The organism is Embleya sp. NPDC020886, assembly GCF_044333915.1.
Taxonomy (GTDB): domain Bacteria; phylum Actinomycetota; class Actinomycetes; order Streptomycetales; family Streptomycetaceae; genus Embleya.
This window is the reverse complement of sequence record NZ_JBIRRX010000015.1, coordinates 60958-76713: the sequence shown is the minus strand read 5'-3', so window position 1 is coordinate 76713 and position 15756 is coordinate 60958. Positions and strand designations below refer to the sequence as shown.

General features: G+C 70.4%; 17 protein-coding genes. 10 read left to right on the top strand and 7 right to left on the bottom strand.

Features of this window, described 5'->3' with window-relative positions:
* Positions 1-7: 7 nt before the first annotated feature.
* From ACH4U8_RS36900 to ACH4U8_RS36875, 6 genes are all read left to right on the top strand, one after another.
* On the top strand, positions 8-1180 hold the full coding sequence (locus ACH4U8_RS36900) for a hypothetical protein (protein ID WP_395782614.1): 1173 nt from the start codon (positions 8-10) through the stop codon (positions 1178-1180).
* A complete protein-coding gene (locus ACH4U8_RS36895) occupies positions 1177-1953 on the top strand; it encodes a hypothetical protein (RefSeq protein ID WP_395782613.1) in 777 nt (258 codons plus the stop codon). Before ACH4U8_RS36900 ends, ACH4U8_RS36895 begins: the two co-directional genes overlap by 4 nt.
* 49 nt (positions 1954-2002) lie before the next feature.
* Positions 2003-3298: a hypothetical protein gene (locus ACH4U8_RS36890; RefSeq protein WP_395782612.1), complete on the top strand. Its 1296-nt coding sequence runs from the start codon at positions 2003-2005 to the stop codon at positions 3296-3298.
* 175 nt (positions 3299-3473) lie between these two features.
* Positions 3474-4313 carry a hypothetical protein gene (locus ACH4U8_RS36885; RefSeq protein WP_360321015.1) on the top strand — a complete coding sequence of 280 codons (840 nt, stop codon included), beginning with the start codon at positions 3474-3476 and terminating at the stop codon, positions 4311-4313.
* Between the two features lie 133 nt (positions 4314-4446).
* Entirely contained in the window at positions 4447-5118 is a 672-nt protein-coding gene (locus ACH4U8_RS36880; protein WP_020556678.1) for a response regulator transcription factor, read from the top strand.
* 80 nt (positions 5119-5198) lie between these two features.
* Positions 5199-6464 carry an ATP-binding protein gene (locus ACH4U8_RS36875; protein WP_360321012.1) on the top strand — a complete coding sequence of 422 codons (1266 nt, stop codon included), beginning with the start codon at positions 5199-5201 and terminating at the stop codon, positions 6462-6464.
* Positions 6465-6481: 17 nt separating this feature from the next.
* Here the strand turns inward: ACH4U8_RS36875 and ACH4U8_RS36870 are convergent, their stop codons facing one another.
* Together ACH4U8_RS36870 and ACH4U8_RS36865 are read right to left on the bottom strand one after the other, a co-directional pair.
* Positions 6482-7063 carry a GtrA family protein gene (locus ACH4U8_RS36870; RefSeq protein ID WP_360321009.1) on the bottom strand — a complete coding sequence of 194 codons (582 nt, stop codon included), beginning with the start codon at positions 7061-7063 and terminating at the stop codon, positions 6482-6484.
* Positions 7060-7557 (bottom strand): GtrA family protein, encoded by a 498-nt coding sequence (locus ACH4U8_RS36865; RefSeq protein ID WP_360321006.1) that lies wholly within the window; start codon positions 7555-7557, stop codon positions 7060-7062. The genes ACH4U8_RS36870 and ACH4U8_RS36865 overlap by 4 nt, the downstream gene beginning before the upstream one ends.
* 229 nt (positions 7558-7786) lie before the next feature.
* Between ACH4U8_RS36865 and ACH4U8_RS36860 the strand changes: the two genes are divergently transcribed.
* Both ACH4U8_RS36860 and purE read left to right on the top strand, forming a co-directional pair.
* A complete protein-coding gene (locus ACH4U8_RS36860; RefSeq protein WP_360321003.1) occupies positions 7787-8926 on the top strand; it encodes a 5-(carboxyamino)imidazole ribonucleotide synthase in 1140 nt (379 codons plus the stop codon).
* The gene (purE, locus tag ACH4U8_RS36855; protein ID WP_360321000.1) at positions 8923-9426 is read left to right on the top strand and encodes a 5-(carboxyamino)imidazole ribonucleotide mutase; all 504 of its coding nucleotides are present in this window, start codon (positions 8923-8925) and stop codon (positions 9424-9426) included. Before ACH4U8_RS36860 ends, purE begins: the two co-directional genes overlap by 4 nt.
* Before the next feature lie 48 nt (positions 9427-9474).
* On the opposite strand, the gene ACH4U8_RS36850 is transcribed toward purE, so the two are convergent.
* Together ACH4U8_RS36850 and ACH4U8_RS36845 are read right to left on the bottom strand one after the other, a co-directional pair.
* Positions 9475-9900 (bottom strand): CoA-binding protein, encoded by a 426-nt coding sequence (locus ACH4U8_RS36850; protein ID WP_395782611.1) that lies wholly within the window; start codon positions 9898-9900, stop codon positions 9475-9477.
* A 106-nt stretch (positions 9901-10006) separates the two neighbouring features.
* Positions 10007-11326, bottom strand: coding sequence for a UDP-glucose/GDP-mannose dehydrogenase family protein (locus ACH4U8_RS36845; protein ID WP_360320994.1), 1320 nt, complete (start codon positions 11324-11326; stop codon positions 10007-10009).
* Positions 11327-11580: 254 nt separating this feature from the next.
* Here ACH4U8_RS36845 and ACH4U8_RS36840 point away from each other — a divergent pair, with 254 nt between their 5' ends.
* Positions 11581-12741, top strand: coding sequence for an acyl-CoA dehydrogenase (locus ACH4U8_RS36840; protein WP_360320991.1), 1161 nt, complete (start codon positions 11581-11583; stop codon positions 12739-12741).
* Positions 12742-12843: 102 nt separating this feature from the next.
* On the opposite strand, the gene ACH4U8_RS36835 is transcribed toward ACH4U8_RS36840, so the two are convergent.
* Together ACH4U8_RS36835 and ACH4U8_RS36830 are read right to left on the bottom strand one after the other, a co-directional pair.
* The gene (locus ACH4U8_RS36835) at positions 12844-13089 is read right to left on the bottom strand and encodes a hypothetical protein (protein WP_360320988.1); all 246 of its coding nucleotides are present in this window, start codon (positions 13087-13089) and stop codon (positions 12844-12846) included.
* Positions 13086-13376 carry a hypothetical protein gene (locus tag ACH4U8_RS36830; RefSeq protein WP_360320985.1) on the bottom strand — a complete coding sequence of 97 codons (291 nt, stop codon included), beginning with the start codon at positions 13374-13376 and terminating at the stop codon, positions 13086-13088. The genes ACH4U8_RS36835 and ACH4U8_RS36830 overlap by 4 nt, the downstream gene beginning before the upstream one ends.
* Before the next feature lie 333 nt (positions 13377-13709).
* On the opposite strand from ACH4U8_RS36830, the gene ACH4U8_RS36825 reads away from it, so the two are divergent.
* Complete coding sequence (locus ACH4U8_RS36825; protein WP_395782610.1) at positions 13710-14162, top strand: DUF6299 family protein; 453 nt, start codon at positions 13710-13712, stop codon at positions 14160-14162.
* 71 nt (positions 14163-14233) lie between these two features.
* Here the strand turns inward: ACH4U8_RS36825 and ACH4U8_RS36820 are convergent, their stop codons facing one another.
* Positions 14234-15706: an FtsW/RodA/SpoVE family cell cycle protein gene (locus ACH4U8_RS36820; RefSeq protein WP_395782609.1), complete on the bottom strand. Its 1473-nt coding sequence runs from the start codon at positions 15704-15706 to the stop codon at positions 14234-14236.
* Between the last annotated feature and the right edge of the window lie 50 nt (positions 15707-15756).

Sequence of the window (15756 nt, the reverse complement as noted above, 5' to 3'; positions counted from 1 at the left end):
GGTTCGGGTGGGCCGTGCCCGCGGTACCGCCCTCGCGCTGATCGCCGTGCTGCTCCTGGGGCTGGTCGCCCTGGGCGGCACGGCGCCCGCGCGTGCGGCGGCCCCGGCGCCGGCCGGACCGAGCGCGTCGATCGACCCGGGCAAGGTCGCGGCCGGGGACAAGGTCTCGGTCGTCGGTGGCGACTGGACTCCCGGCTCTCTGGTCCAGGCGAGCATCTGCGGTGAGAACGGCCTGCGCGGCACGGTCAACTGCGCGGCGGCCAGTGCCGCGAGCGGGACCGTGGACGCCGCCGGCAATGTCACGATCACCCTGACCGCCGCCATCCCGCCGTCCCCGTGCCCGTGTGTGGTCCGGATCGCGGTGATCATGAACGGCCCGCCGAAGGACGCGAGCGTGCCGCTGGAGATCGACGGCGCGCCCTACGCTCCGCTGCCGGTGACCGTCAAGACGCCCGGCCGACTGGTCTTCATCGACAGCGCCATGGTCGGCGAGGACTCGATCTTCACCTGGTTCGGCTCGCCGGTGCAGCGCCGGTTCCGGATCGAGGTCGGGAACATGGGCCAACAGCCCATCGTCAACCCGACCTTCCGGATCGGCTTCTACGAAGGTGTCTACGCCCCGACCTGGGAGAACTACGAGTCGCACGTCACCATCCCGCCGGGCAAGCGCACCACCATCTCGCTCCCGGTGGAACTGAACCCCCGTCAACACGGCACCTTCAGTTGGCGCGTGACGTACGACAACCAGATCGTGGACGAACAGGCCCTGGAGGTCGGCCGTCCGTGGGGCGTCTACATCTTCGGAGCGCTCCTGGTGATCGTGGTGCCGGTGGCGGCCTGGCGGTTGTTCCTGCGCATCGTCGAACTCATCGGCGAACAGCGGGCCCGCCGGGCCGGCGAGCGCGAGCGCGAAGTCGGCCTGGCCGAGCCGCCGTCCCGGTTGACCAGGGACGACAAGAACCGAAAGTCCGCCGAGGACAAGGCGGATGACGGCGAGTCGGATTCCCGGACCGCGAACAGACGCCCGCCGCAGTCCTCGGCCGCACCGGTGGACCTGAGCAAGCGCCCGGTGCGTTCGATGGTCGAGACGATGGTGATCGGCGGTCCGCTGTACGCGGGTTCCGAGCCCGGCGAGGACGACCACCCGCGTGCCGGCGAGTCCGGGGGAGGCGATCGATGACCACCCGACCCCGCCGGGGCCTCGGCGCGCTGATCGCCGGCACCGCTGTGATCGGCACCGTGCTCGCGTTCTATTACGGGCCGGGCGGCGGCGAGTTCGGCCCCTCGCACACCAACGTCACCGACCAGGCCGGCCCGAGCGGCGGCGGTACCTACCGGCCCGCGCCCACCACCGGTACCGGTGATCCCGGCTCCGCCGCGCCGAGCGACGGTTCGACCGTTTCGGACCCGCCCGGATCGGGTGGGAGCGCCGGCGACGGATCGGTGTCCGGCGCGGGAGAACTCGACTGGGACACCAGGATCGACCAACCTCGGCCCCCGGACCGGGTGGACGGCAACATCAACCCGGGTGTCCTGGCCGTCAGTACCCCGAACACCGGACAGAGCCGGCTGACCGTGGATCGCACCAGCGGCACCGCCAAGGGTGCGCTGAATCCGATGCTGGTCCAGGACTTTCGCGGGTCGCGCAACGGGTGGACCCTCACCGGCGCGATGTCCGACTTCCGGGCGGAGGACGGAACCCGGATCGAGGCGCACAACCTCGTCTGGGATCCGTACTGCACGCCGCACCCGGGACGCGGCCCGTATCCCAGCTCGGCCAGGCCCGGAAACCGGGCCGAGTCGAGCCGTACGGCGACCCTGTGCTCGACATCGTCGTCACCGAGCGTCACGGGGGGTGAATTCGATGTCGGCGCAGAGCTGACCCTGCGGCTGCCCGACCGGAACACCTCCGCCGAGAGCTACTCGGCGACCTTGACGCTCACGCTGAGCTGACCAACACGACGGGGTGAGTCCCGCCCCGACGAAGGGAGCGCACAACCTGATGAAGCGCCAAATCACGCGTACCGCGATGGCGGGGGCCGCAGCCCTGGCCATCGCCTCCGGCGGCATGCTCGGCCTCTCCGGAACTGCGGTCGCCGCCGAGGTGGTCGTGCCGGACACCTGCAAGCTGCCGATCCTCGCCGGCGGCAAGGACGTCACGAACGACCAGAAGATCGAACTCGTGATGCCCACGACCGCGATCAAGCCCGGCAACGTCGCGACGGTCGGCGTCAAGATGGGCCCGACCGGGCAGAAGGCACCGGCCAAGCTCAACAACGACTTCACCTTCTCGATGACCTTCGAGGTCGGCGGAGGCGGCGGCACCACCAAGGAGGTGAAGCTCGAAGGCGGTGGGAAGCTGGTCGCCGAGAAGGACGGCGACGTCGCCCTCCCGCAGTTCGACGGCAAGATCGCCATTCCGGCCGACCTCAAGAGCGACATCACGCTCAAGCCGAAGGAGTGGACGACAACCGTAAAGATCGCCGGTTCGCAGGTCACGGTGTGCAAGCCCACCGGGACGGCGCCGGAGCTGGGCACGCTCAAGATCAGCGAGGACGGCGGCGGCGACCCGCCGGCCGGCGCCCCGAACGGCAAGGACGTCTCGGTCGACTACACCTGTGACATCTTCCTCGGCGCCGAGAAGTTCGGGGATCCGCTGCCGCTGAAGACGACCATCAAGGTGATCGTGCCCAGCGTCGCCAAGCCGAACGAAAAGGTCGCGGTCCAGGCGAAGTTCAAGGACGACATCCTCGGCACGGCGCCCTCGATCACGCCGCCGGAAGGGGTCGAGGCCACCGTTGTCCCGACCCTGACCATCGACACCACGGGCGGTGACAAGAAGCCGTTCGACGTCACGCTGGCGGCCAAGAAGGTCAGCATCAAGCCGGGCGACCAGATCAAGGCGGCCGGTCCCCTCGCGGGCGAGTTCACCGTCGGCGCGGCGGGCGACTACGGGTTCACCCCGGGCGCGTTCAACCTCGGCCTGGAGATCCCGGGCGAGCAGGTGGTCAAGGTCAACCTCAAGTGCAAGGCCGACAAGACCGCCGTCTCGGCCACCCTCAAGGCGAAGGGCGACGGCGGCACGACCGGCGGCGTCACCCAGACCCCCACGGGCAACGTGGGCAGCGACGGTGGCAGCACCACCAGCACCGGCGGAGCCACCGGCGACCTCGCGCACACCGGCGCCTCCGGCGGCGGCATGACCGCGTTCGCGATGGCGGCCGGCACCGCCGTGCTCGGTGCGATCGCGCTGATGTTGTTCGTGCCCTACCGTCGGCGGATCCGCAACCAGGTCTGACCCTCGGCGCACACCCGGCGGCAACTCGGCGCCGTAGCGGCCACGATGGCCGAACCGAGCTGATCCGAAAACGAAGGGTCCCCTTGCCGGTCCTCACCCGGCCGGGGGACCCTTCGGCTGTATCCCGCCACCCATGAGAAGGAACGCGACTCCGATGGTTGTCTGGGCTCCACGCATGGCGAGTGCCGCCCTCGCTCTGGGTTGCACGGTCGGTTCGGCGCTCGCGCTCGCCCCGCCCGCCGGCGCGGCGGAACCGTTGATCGTGCAGGTGCACTGCGTCATCCCGCTGGATCAGCCCGCCGTGGACGGTCCGCAGCAGATCTCGCTGGAGGCACCGAGCGATCCGGTCCGCCCCGGCGACAAGGTGAAGATCAAGGTCACCCTCGGCGGCAGCCCAGCGACCAGTCCACTGCCGTTTCCGGGCACCCCGTTGACCCCGTCGATCCAACTCGTCCTGTCCGGCGGCGCGAGCGGTGAACTCACGCTCCAGGGGCCCAGGATGCGCGTCGACATCCCGGGCACGCCCGCACAGATCGTGGTGCCGCCCTACGAGGGCGAGATCACCGTGCCGCTCGACGCCAGGGGCGACATCAGGATCGCGCCGGGCAAGATGGTCACCAGTACCGCGATCTTCGGCGACCAGATCACCACGTGTTTCCCGACCGCTCCCGCGCCGCCCGCCGCGACGCTCAAGGTCGATGCGGCGGGGAAGGCCCCGGAGGGGCCGCAGGGCACCGCGGCGAGTCCCGGCGCCGGACAACCCCCGGCATCGGGCGCGACGTCCGCAGAGACCGCGTCACAGCGCGCGGAGAGCCCGGCCGCGAGCCCGGGCGGGGTCGCCGAGGGAGCGGGCAAGCCGAGCGGGGTCGACATCGGGACGCTGAGCAGGGGCGAGGACGACGGGGACATCTCCGGCGGGACGATCGCGCTGATCGTGATCGGCGCGCTGATCCTGGTGATGGCCGCGGCCACGATGTTGTACTCGTGGCGTCGACACGAGGACGACGAGTGGTGAGCGCGCCGGTCCCGGTGCCCCGGTCGTTCGCAGTCCCTCGATCAGGGAAAAAATCCCGCCGATTCCCGGCCCCCGCAGCTCTGTCGGGCGGAGCTCGTCAACCTCGCGCCGATGGCTCAGTAACATCAAGGTCATGACCCGCGTACTGCTCGCCGAGGACGACGCATCCATCTCCGAACCGCTCGCGCGTGCGTTGCGCCGAGAGGGCTACGAGGTCGAGGTGCGCGAGGACGGTCCAAGCGCTCTCGAGTGCGCCGCGCAGAGCGGGGTGGACCTGCTCGTTCTCGACCTCGGTCTGCCCGGGATGGACGGCCTGGAGGTGTGCCGGCGGCTGCGTGCCGAGGGGCACGGCTTTCCGGTTCTGGTCCTGACCGCGCGCGCCGACGAAGTGGACACGGTGGTCGGCCTCGACGCCGGCGCCGACGACTACGTCACCAAGCCCTTCCGGCTCGCCGAACTGCTCGCGCGCGTGCGGGCGCTGCTTCGCCGCGGCGCCGCCGATGTCGGTCAGGGGGTGCACGGCGTGCGGATCGACGTCGACTCGCACCGCGCCTGGATCGGCGAGGAGGAGCTTCAGCTCACCGCCAAGGAGTTCGACCTGCTCCGGGTGCTGGTGCGCGACGCCGGCCGGGTGGTCACCCGCGACCAGCTCATGCGCGAAGTGTGGGACACCACGTGGTGGAGTTCCACCAAGACACTGGACATGCACATCTCGTGGCTGCGCAAGAAGCTCGGTGACGACGCGGGCAATCCCCGCTACATCACCACGGTGCGCGGTGTGGGCTTCCGCTTCGAGAAGAGCTGACCTCGGGCCGGGCCGACTTCGCGGGAGCCGATCTCGGAGCCGATCTCCGAGCCGACCTCGGAAAGCTGACGGGACCAACCTTGCGTCGCAGGCTCATCAACACCACGCTCGGCGTGGTCCTGGTCGTCGTGGCCGTACTCGGCGTGCCGCTGGCGTTCGTGGAGACCCACGCGATCGAGAACAGCGCGGGCGACAGCCTCAAGGCCGAGGCCGCGCGCATCCTGGAGGTCGTCGAGCTGCGCCTGGCCTCCGGCGAACGCTCGAACGCGGAACTGCTGCACCGGCAGATCGAACCGCATCGCTACGCGATCGTGCGGCTGCAGGGGGAGCCCCCACTGGTGATCGGCGACAAGCCGAGCGGCCGGGTCTTCGAGAAGGAGATGCCCGGCGAGATGGGCGACTCGGTCACCGTCGGCGAACCGCGCGAGCGGGTCACCGGCAAGATCCGCGAATCCCTCCTGCTGATCCTCGGCGTCGCGCTGCTCGCCGTCGCCGCGGCCGCCGCCCTCGCGGTGTGGCAGGCCCGCCGGCTCGCCCGCCCGCTGACCGACCTGGCCGAGACCGCCGAACGCCTCGGCTCGGGCGACCCGCGCCCCCGACACCGCCGGTACGGCGTGCCCGAGCTGGATCGGGTCGCCGAGGTGCTGGACCAGAGCGCCGAGCGGATCGCGCGGATGCTCACCGCCGAGCGCCGGCTCGCCGCGGACGCCTCCCACCAGCTCCGCACTCCGCTCACCGCGCTGTCCATGCGGCTGGAGGAGATCATCGCGACCGAGGACCCGGAGATCGTCAAGGAGGAGGCCGCGATCGCGCTGTCCCAGGTCGAGCGGCTCACCGACGTGGTGCAGCGGCTGTTGACCAGCAGTCGGCGCGGCAGCGGCGGGCGCGATCCGCGCAACATGTCCGCGGTCACCGTCCGGGTGGACGACGTGATCCAGCAGCAGATCGACGAATGGCGACCCAACTTCCGCGAGGCCGGACGCAGTATCCGAGTCGAGGGGGAGCGCGGGCTGACCGCCGTGGCCACCCCGGGCGCGCTGTCCCAGGTGCTTGCCACGCTGGTCGAGAACACCCTCATGCACGGTGCCGGCGGGGTGAACATCCGTACCCGGACGACCGGCACGTCGGTGGTGGTCGAGGTCGAGGACGAGGGCACCGGCGTGCCCGACGAGCTGGGTGCGCGGGTGTTCGAGCGGGCGGTCAGCGGCCACAACTCGACCGGCCTGGGCCTCGCGGTCGCCCGCGACCTGGCCGAGGCGGACGGCGGCCGACTGGAACTGCTCCAGCAGCGCCCGCCGGTGTTCGCGGTGTTCCTGGCGGCACATCCGGAGGAACCGCCCGGCTGAGCGGGCGGGGCGGGCGCTCAGGCCCGGGACGTCTCGCTTTCGTCCTCGACCAGGCGGGCGGCCTCGGTGTCCAGGTGGGCTGCGCCGGGGGCTATCGGCTCGTCGGGTTCGGCGTCCTCGCCGACCGGCGGCGCGACGACCCGGACCGGCTTGCGGTCGACCTCGTGGGTGCCGGTGAAGACCCAGGTGCGGTAGGACCAGAAGCGGAACAGCGTGCCCAGGGGCAGCCCGACGGCGTACTTGGCGACGTTGTCCGCGAGCAGCGAGGGGTGGCCGAGCCAGTAGTGCGAGATGGCCACGGTGCCCGCCTCGATCGCCATCCCGACCCCGCTGAACGCCATGAACAGCACGAACTCGCGTCGACTGTCCTCGGACGTCCGGTGTCGGAAGGCCCAGTAGCGGTTGCCGAGATAGTTCACCATGATCGCGAGCGCGGTCGAGATCACCGACGAGCGCACCGAGGCCAGGCCCAGGTGGTTACGGCAGATGTTGAACACGATCACGTTGACGACCACGCCGAATCCGCCGACGGCGCCGAACTTCAGCGTCTCGTGCAGCAGGTGTCCGACTCGGTCGTACCAATTCCGGAGCGCCTTCACGACATGCCACCTTCGACGACCGGGAGGGTGCCGGGTCGTTTGTGCTTGAACACCCACGTACGGAATGCCCAGAAGCGGAACAGCGTGCCGAGAGCCATGCCGACGATGTTCGCCGAGATGTTGTCGGCGAGCTTGCTCTCGTAGCCCATCAGGTTGTGCGAGACGAACACGCTCGACGCCTGGATGCCCGCGGCGATGGCGCTGAACACGAAGAAGAGGGTGTACTCGCGACCGACGCCGGTGCGGTCCCGATGCCGGTAGGTCCAGTACCGGTTGCCGATGTAGGCCACGATGGTCGCCGGGATCGAGGAGACGATCTTCGCCGCGACCCCGCCCATGCCGAGCGAGAGGCCGAGGTTGAAGACGAGCACGTCCACCGCGTAGGCGAGTCCGCCCGCGACCAGGAACCGGGTGACCTCCGAACGCAGGCGCGCCATCCGGCCGGGCGGCGGTCCGACGGACGGGTCGGTGGGGGCGCCGACAGGCGAAGGCACGGACGCTCCTTGGGCACCACGGGGGCTACGGGCATGACCACTCACCCGACGAGGGTAGCCGTCGTGGCTGCTCGGCATCGGTGCACGGTCTCCCTCCTGTTGCAGACTCTTTACCGGAACATCTCCCGTCCCGTGTGGCACACGTCGTTTCGGCGGGCCCGGCTCGTCCGAAGCCTGCCCGCGATCCCCGCCGCCACGACCGCGTGTCTCGGGTCGGTACCCTTCCCCCGTGACGTTCCCAGTCGTCGGCATGGTCGGCGGCGGCCAGCTCGCCCGCATGACGCACCAGGCCGCAATCCCGCTCGGCGCCCGCTTTCGCGTGTTCGCCGCATCCCCGTCCGAATCCGCGGCCCAGGTCGTGGGCGACGTCGTGCTCGGCAGCGAGGACGATCTCGCCGACCTGCGCCGCTTCGCGCAGGGCTGTGACGTGGTCACCTTCGACCACGAACAGGTCCCCACCGCGCTGCTGGAGGCCCTGGAAGCCGACGGCGTCGCCGTGCGGCCGAGCCCGCGGGCCCTCGTGCACGCCCAGGACAAGGGCGTGATGCGGGCCAGGCTGGCCGAGATCGGCGTCCCGTGCCCGCGCAATCGGATCGTGACCGATCCGGCGGACGTGACGGCGTTCGCGGCCGAGGTCGGCGGCTGGCCGGTGGTGCTCAAGACCACACGCGGCGGCTACGACGGCAAGGGCGTGTGGATCGTGCGCGGCGAGGCGGAGGCCGCCGTGCCGTTCGCGGCCGGGGTGCCGGTGCTCGCCGAGGAGAAGGTCGACTTCACCCGCGAACTGGCGGCCTGCGTGGTGCGCTCGCCGCACGGGCAGGCGGTGGCCTATCCGGTGGTCGAGTCGATCCAGGTGGACGGCGTGTGTCGCGAGGTGATCGCACCCGCGCCGAACCTGACCGAGGAGCTCGCGGTCCGCGCGCAGCGGATCGCGCTGTCGATCGCGGGCGAGCTGGATGTCACCGGGCACCTCGCGGTCGAACTGTTCGAGACGCCCGACGGCCGGATCCTGGTCAACGAGCTGGCCATGCGCCCGCACAACAGCGGGCACTGGAGCATCGACGGCGCGGTCACCTCGCAGTTCGAGAACCACCTGCGCGCGGTGCTCGACCTGCCGCTGGGCGACCCGCGCGCGCGGGCGCCGTGGACCGTGATGGTCAACGTGCTCGGCGGCGACTATCCCGACATGTACCGTCCGTACCTGCACGTGATGGCCCGCGACCCCGGGGTCAAGGTGCACATGTACGGCAAGGACGTGAAGCCCGGTCGCAAGGTCGGGCACGTGACCGTGTGCGGCGACGATCTGGACGACGTGCGCGAGCGCGCCCGGCACGCCGCCGACTATCTCCGAGGGGACATCACCGAATGAGCACGCAGCCCGTCGTCGGCATCGTCATGGGATCCGACTCGGACTGGCCGGTGATGGAACTCGCCGCGCAGGTCATGGACGAATTCGGGATCGCCTACGAGGCCGACGTGGTCTCCGCGCACCGGATGCCGCAGGAGATGATCGAGTACGGCACGAACGCGGCCGAACGTGGGCTCAAGGCGATCATCGCGGGCGCGGGTGGCGCCGCGCACCTGCCCGGGATGCTGGCCTCGGTCACCCCGCTGCCGGTGATCGGCGTACCGGTGCCGCTGAAGTACCTGGACGGCATGGACTCGTTGTTGTCGATCGTGCAGATGCCGGCCGGCGTGCCGGTGGCCACCGTCTCGATCGGCGGCGCGCGCAACGCCGGGCTGCTCGCGGTGCGGATGCTGGCGGCGCACGATCCGGTGCTGCTCGAACGCATGACCGCGTTCCAGGTCGAGCTGAAGGCGCAGGCGACCGAGAAGGGGCGCAAGCTGCGCGAGCGAATCGGTTCCTAGCGTGTCCGGGCGGGGCCCGATCGGGTGCTCGGGCCCCGGCCGCCGGGCTCAGGCCCGGCCCGCGCCCGTCATGGTGATGCGCTGGAGTTCCACCGCCGAACAGCGGTCCATCACCATGTCCAGGCCCGCGTCCCGGACCCGCTGGTAGGCCCGTTCGTCGATCACGTCCAACTGGAACCAGACCGCCTTCGCGCCGATCTTCACCGCCTGGTCGGCGATCTCGCCGGCCTGGTCCGAGTTGACGAACACGTCGACCACGTCCACCGGGAACGGGATCTCGGCGAGCGTGGCGTAGCCCGGCTCGCCGTGCACGGTCTCGGCCTTGGGGTGCACGGGCACGACGCGCTTTCCCCACTGGCGGAGGAACGCGGCTACTCCATACGCGGCGCGGTGGGAGTTGGTGCTGAGGCCCACCACCGCCCAGGTGTTCGTGTCGAGGATCCGTCGGATGGTGGGCTCGTCGCCGTACGGCATGCTGATGACCTCGCAGTCTTGTCTCGCTGCTCGCGGTGCCCCCCGAGCGACGGACGGCGCGACGCCCGTCGGCCGGGTGAGTGTGCCCCCGGGGCGGGCCGGCTACTCAGGGGCGACCGAGTGCCCGGTACGTCCATCCTGCGCCGCGCCAGCGCACCGGGTCGAGGGCGTTGCGCCCGTCGAGTACGCGCCGTTCCGCGACGATCTCGCCCAGTACGGCCGGGTCCATCTCGCGAAACTCCGGCCACTCGGTCAGGTGCAGCACCACGTGTGCGCCGCGGGCCGCGTCGAAGGCGGTGTCCGCGTAGGTCAGGCCCGGGTACATCTTTCGCGCGTTGTCCATCGCCTTGGGGTCGTACACGGTCACCTCGCCGCCCTGGAGTTGCACCTGGGCGGCGACGTTGAGCGCGGGCGAGTCGCGGATGTCGTCCGAGTTCGGCTTGAAGGCGGCCCCGAAGACGGCGACCCGGCGGCCCAGGAAGCTGCCGTCGCACTGTTCGCGGGCCAGGTCGACCATCCGGAACCGGCGGCGCATGTTGATCGCGTCCACCTCGCGCAGGAAGGTGAGCGCCTGATCGGCGCCCAGTTCACCCGCTCGGGCCATGAACGCGCGGATGTCCTTGGGCAGGCAGCCACCGCCGAAGCCGAGGCCGGCCTTGAGGAAGCGGCCGTTGATCCGCGGGTCGAAGGCGAGCGCCTGGGACAACTGCTCGACGTCGGCGCCGGCCGCCTCGCAGACCTCGGCCATCGCGTTGATGAACGAGATCTTGGTGGCCAGGAACGAGTTGGCGGCGGTCTTGACCAGCTCGGAGGTGGCGAAGTCGGTCACCACGAGCGGGACACCCTCGGCGAGCAGGGTCGCGTAGACCTCGCGCAGGGCGTCCTCGGCCCGCTGCGAGCGCACGCCGATCACCAGCCGGTCCGGGTGCAGGGTGTCCTGGACGGCGAAGCCCTCGCGCAGGAACTCGGGATTCCAGGCCAGCTCGGCCTCGGCGCCCACCGGTGCCAGCTCGGCGATCCGGGTGGTCAGCCGTTCGGCGGTGCCGACCGGGACGGTGGACTTGCCGACGACCAGGCACGGGCGGCGCAGCAGCGGGGCGAGCGCGTCCACGGCCGCGTCCACGTAGGACACGTCGGCGGCGAACTCGCCCTTGCGCTGCGGCGTGTTCACGCACACGAAGTGCACGTCGCCGAACTCGGCCAGCTCGGCGATGTCGGTGGTGAAGCGAAGCCGTCCCGATGCCACGTGCGGGGCCATCAGCTCTTCGAGTTCGGGCTCCCAGAACGGCGTCCGGCCGCTCGCGAGGGTGGCCACCTTGTCGGGATCCACGTCCATCCCGAGGACCTCGAAGCCCAGCTCGGCCATGCACGCCGCGTGCGTGGCGCCCAGGTAGCCGGTACCGATGACCGTGATGCGGGGTGCCACGTACGTCACCTGACTTCTTCGTCGTGGGGCGGGATACAGCCGGATACGGCCTCATGGATCGTATCCGGCCCCGTTGTGGCGCCGTCGGGGAACCGCGACCGTGCCGCCCCGGGCTCGAATCGGGGCCCGGCTGAATTAGGGTGGATGCCAGTGCTGGTTACTGAGCGGTAATAAAATGCGTCAGCCTTACAGCTACGTACCCTGCACGTGTCAACTCTTCATGCGTCAACTCTTGAGCCGAGAGGCAGGCACCCGTGGCCGGACGAAAAGACTTCGACCTCTTCCGCGTCTCCGAGGAGCACGACATGCTCCGCGAGTCGGTTCGCGCCCTCGCGGAGGCGAAGATCGCCCCGTTCGCCGCCGAGGTCGACGAGCAGTCCCGCTTCCCACAGGAAGCGCTGGACGCGCTCGGCGCCAACGATCTCCATGCGGTGCACATCCCGGAGGAGTACGGCGGCGCGGGCGCCGACGCGCTGGCCACCGTGATCGTGATCGAGGAGATAGCCCGGGTGTGCGCGTCCTCGTCGCTGATCCCGGCGGTGAACAAGCTCGGCACCATGCCCTTGATCCTGTCCGGCTCCGAGGACCTCAAGCGGCGCTACCTGGGCGCGGTCGCGCGTGGTGACGGGATGTTCTCGTACTGCCTGTCCGAGCCCGAGGCCGGTTCGGACGCCGCCGCGATGAAGACCCGCGCGGTGCGCGACGGCGACTCGTGGGTGCTCAACGGCGTCAAGCGCTGGATCACCAACGCGGGCGTGTCCGAGTTCTACACGGTGATGGCCGTGACCGACCCGGACAAGCGCAGCAAGGGCATCTCGGCCTTCGTGGTGGAGATGTCGGACGAGGGCGTCTCGTTCGGTGCGCCGGAGAAGAAGCTCGGCATCAAGGGCTCGCCGACGCGCGAGGTCTACCTCGACAACGTACGGATCCCGGCCGACCGGATCATCGGCGCGGAGGGCACCGGCTTCGCCACGGCGATGAAGACGCTCGACCACACACGCGTGACCATCGCGGCGCAGGCGCTGGGTATAGCCCAGGGCGCGCTCGACTACGCGAAGGGCTACGTGCGGGAGCGCAAGCAGTTCGGCAAGCCGATCGCCGACTTCCAGGGCATCCAGTTCATGCTTGCGGACATGGCGATGAAGCTGGAGGCGGCCCGGCAGCTCACCTACGCGGCGGCGGCCAAGTCCGAGCGCGGCGACGCGGACCTGACCTTCCACGGCGCCGCGGCCAAGTGCTTCGCCTCCGACGCGGCGATGGAGATCACCGTCGACGCGGTGCAACTCCTCGGCGGCTACGGCTACACGCGCGACTACCCGCTGGAGCGGATGATGCGCGACGCCAAGATCACCCAGATTTACGAGGGAACGAATCAAGTCCAGCGGATCGTGATGGCGAGGAACCTGCCGAAGTAACGACGCCGAGCGCCTGGCGATCCCCCGGCCGGGGCGTTTCGGCCGGGGGATCGTGACGCGCGGGAGGCCACGGGTCGATGCCGTCGGACCCGGTGTTCGAGGTCAGGGGGCGGGGACGAGCTTGACCACGGTCACCGTGACGACGGTGGCGCTGACGATGTAGCGGATGAACGCGACGCCGGACACGGTCGTCTCGCGGCGGTCCCGGTCGCCGCCCACGGCCGAGCCGTGCGCGTAGGGGGCGGACGCCATGGCGGTCATGCCGGAGTCGAAGCGTTTGCGGCGCTCCGGTGACAGATGTGTGCGTTCGACTTCGGCGTCCGGGGCGTAGGCGATGCGGTAGCTCATCCGGTGCTCCGGTACGCGTCGTCCAACTCGTCGGCGTACGTCATTCCGGTCATGTCGCCGGTCTTCAGTCGTTCGACCAAGGCATCCTCGTCCGGGTCGTGTGCTTCGGGCGTGCGCAATGCCCAACTGGCCATCAGGCCGAAGAGTTCGTCCGCCGAGGCGGACTCGATCTCCCGCACGAAGTCGGCGCGATCCGTCTCCGGGAGGGCCTCGCGGATGTCGGCGATCGTGCCGGGCAGGGCGACCTCTCGGCCCGCTATGTGTGTCCTGAATACGTGCTGGGCCATGACGCCTCCTTGTCCGCGCGGTCCGGTTGCCATCCACCAGTGTGCCCCGGGGACGCGGTCGGTCGTGTCGGTTCCCGAGGGATGGGCGGCCGAGTGCATGCGCGGAGTCCTTCGGTCGTGGGCCGGGCCGGATTCGATGCGGTCGGCCGGGGCGGGGAGGTGGGTTCGCCGGTCGCGGGGAGCGGCTTCCGGGGCGGGAGCGCGGGCCGGGAAGTCGGGCCTGCTCGTGAGTCGGGCTGGATCTCGTGGTGCCTTGACGACGACGGCTGTCGCCGGTTCGCTCGGTCGTACGCCCGGGCGCAACCTTTGGGGTCCCGGGTCGTTGGCGACGGCATGATGATCACTGTCGGCCGTGCGGCCGCTGTCCTGTCCGCCGGCATTGCCGGTCTGCTGCTCGCTCTCGCTCCCGTCGCTGCTCGGGCGGCCGAGAGCGTACACGTCGGGGGCGACCGGGTTTTGCTCGATTCGACCGTGTGGGTGGCGGCCGATGGCACGATCACCCTCTCCGGTACCTACCAGTGCTCCGCGGGCCATGCCGGGGTCGTGCTGGTCGGCGGCAGTGTCGGCCAGGCCGGCCACCACACCGCGGTCGGCGGCAGCATCGCCACCTGCGACGGTCGGGCCCACGCCTGGCGCAACAGCGAGAAGTCCGCCATCGGCTTCGTCCCCGGCGCCGCGCACGGTGATGCCACGCTGCTCGAACTCGAGGACGGCGAGGGCGTGGTCCCGGTGCTGCCCGCCATCCTCGCGGTCGACGACCACGACGTGGTGATCCAGCGGGCCTAGGACCCGCGTTCGCTCCCCCTTCGGGCTCCTCGCCGCGCTCACGCCGCGGCGCCCGAAGGGGGTCGAACGGCTTAGGTGCCGGCCGAGGTGTCCCGTTCCGGGCCGTCCGCGGGTGCGCGGGGGGCGGGTTCGGTCCGGGCGCTGTGCCGACCGCCGCCCCTGCTGTTCTGCGTCGGGGAGATCTCGCCCGCGGCCACCGCCGACAGGGGGCGGCGGGCCGCGTGGCTGATCACGATCAGGACCGCGACCAGCCCCCAGTTGGTGATCACCGACGAGCCGCCCTGGGCCAGGAACGGCATCGTCATGCCGGTCAGCGGGATCAGGCCGATGACGCCGCCGGCGACCACGAAGACCTGGAGCGCCATGACGACCGCCAGCCCTGCGGCGAGCAGCTTGCCGAACGGGTCGCGCGCCGCCAACGCGGTGCGCAGGCCGCGTTCGATCAGCAGCGCGTACACCATGAAGATCGCCATCATCCCGGCCAGGCCCAGTTCCTCGCCGACCGAGGTCAGGATGAAGTCGCTGTTGGCGGCGAAGCCGATCTCACCGGGGTGGCCCTGGTTGAGGCCGGTGCCGAGCATGCCGCCGCTGCCGAACCCGAAGAGCGCCTGGGCGGCCTGGTCGGAGTCGGTGAGGCCGGGCTTGGGCAGGTCGTAGTAGTACATCGGGTCGAGCCAGGCGTGTACCCGGCTCTTGACGTGCGGTTCCACCGAACCGACCAGCACCGCGCCGGTCGCCGACAGGACGAGCCCGAACACCAGCCAACTCGTGCGCTCGGTCGCGATGTAGAGGAGTACGACGAACACCCCGAAGAACAGCAGCGAGGTGCCCAGGTCCCGCTCGAACACCAGAATCAGCAGGCTCAGCAACCACGCGGCCAGGATCGGCCCCAGGTCGCGACCCCGCGGCAGCGGCATCCCCAGCACCGTACGGCCGGCCAGCGCGAGCGCGTCGCGTTTGGCCATCAGATAACCCGCGAAGAAGACGGTGAGCACGATCTTGGTGAACTCGCCGGGCTGCAACGAGAACGGGCCGAGCGCGACCCAGATCTTGGCCCCGTTCACCGCCGGGAACGGGATCGGCGACACGAGCAGCACCAGCGACAGGGCCATCGCGGTGTAGGTGTAGCGCTGGAGCACACGGTGATCCCGGAGCAGCACGACGATGCCGAGGAACAGCGCGATGCCCATCGCCGACCACACGAGCTGGGTCGACGCGGTCTGCAACGCCTTCTTCTGGCCGCGTACCGGATCGAGCCCGATGCGGTAGATCAGCACCATGCCGATGCCGTTCAACAACGTGGCCAGCGGCAGCAGGAGCGGGTCGGCGTACGGCGCGAACCGGCGGATCGCCAGGTGCCCGAGCAGGGCCGGCGCACCGATGCCCAGGCTGTAGCCCACCATGCCCGCGGGTAACGAACCGTCGCCCGCCAGCCCGACGTTGGCATAGGCCAGTACGGTCACCAGCACCGCGAAGCCGAGCATCGTCAGCTCGGTGCCGCGCCGATTCGGTATGGGCCCCGCGTCCGCCGGCCGATCCGTCATCTCTCGTGCTCCCATCGGCCGACCGTGATCGTTCCGAGGAAAGACGAGGG

Excerpts from the sequence above, each read along its gene's own strand:
- ACH4U8_RS36820 (WP_395782609.1), bottom strand. The coding sequence starts at position 15,706 with ATGACGGATCGGCCGGCGGACGCGGGGCCCATACCGAATCGGCGCGGC.
- ACH4U8_RS36830 (WP_360320985.1), bottom strand. The coding sequence starts at position 13,376 with ATGGCCCAGCACGTATTCAGGACACACATAGCGGGCCGAGAGGTCGCC.
- ACH4U8_RS36895 (WP_395782613.1), top strand. The coding sequence starts at position 1,177 with ATGACCACCCGACCCCGCCGGGGCCTCGGCGCGCTGATCGCCGGCACC.
- ACH4U8_RS36850 (WP_395782611.1), bottom strand. The coding sequence starts at position 9,900 with ATGCCGTACGGCGACGAGCCCACCATCCGACGGATCCTCGACACGAAC.
- purE (WP_360321000.1), top strand. The coding sequence starts at position 8,923 with ATGAGCACGCAGCCCGTCGTCGGCATCGTCATGGGATCCGACTCGGAC.
- ACH4U8_RS36825 (WP_395782610.1), top strand. The coding sequence starts at position 13,710 with ATGATGATCACTGTCGGCCGTGCGGCCGCTGTCCTGTCCGCCGGCATT.
- ACH4U8_RS36885 (WP_360321015.1), top strand. The coding sequence starts at position 3,474 with ATGGCGAGTGCCGCCCTCGCTCTGGGTTGCACGGTCGGTTCGGCGCTC.
- ACH4U8_RS36835 (WP_360320988.1), bottom strand. The coding sequence starts at position 13,089 with ATGAGCTACCGCATCGCCTACGCCCCGGACGCCGAAGTCGAACGCACA.
- ACH4U8_RS36880 (WP_020556678.1), top strand. The coding sequence starts at position 4,447 with ATGACCCGCGTACTGCTCGCCGAGGACGACGCATCCATCTCCGAACCG.
- ACH4U8_RS36890 (WP_395782612.1), top strand. The coding sequence starts at position 2,003 with ATGAAGCGCCAAATCACGCGTACCGCGATGGCGGGGGCCGCAGCCCTG.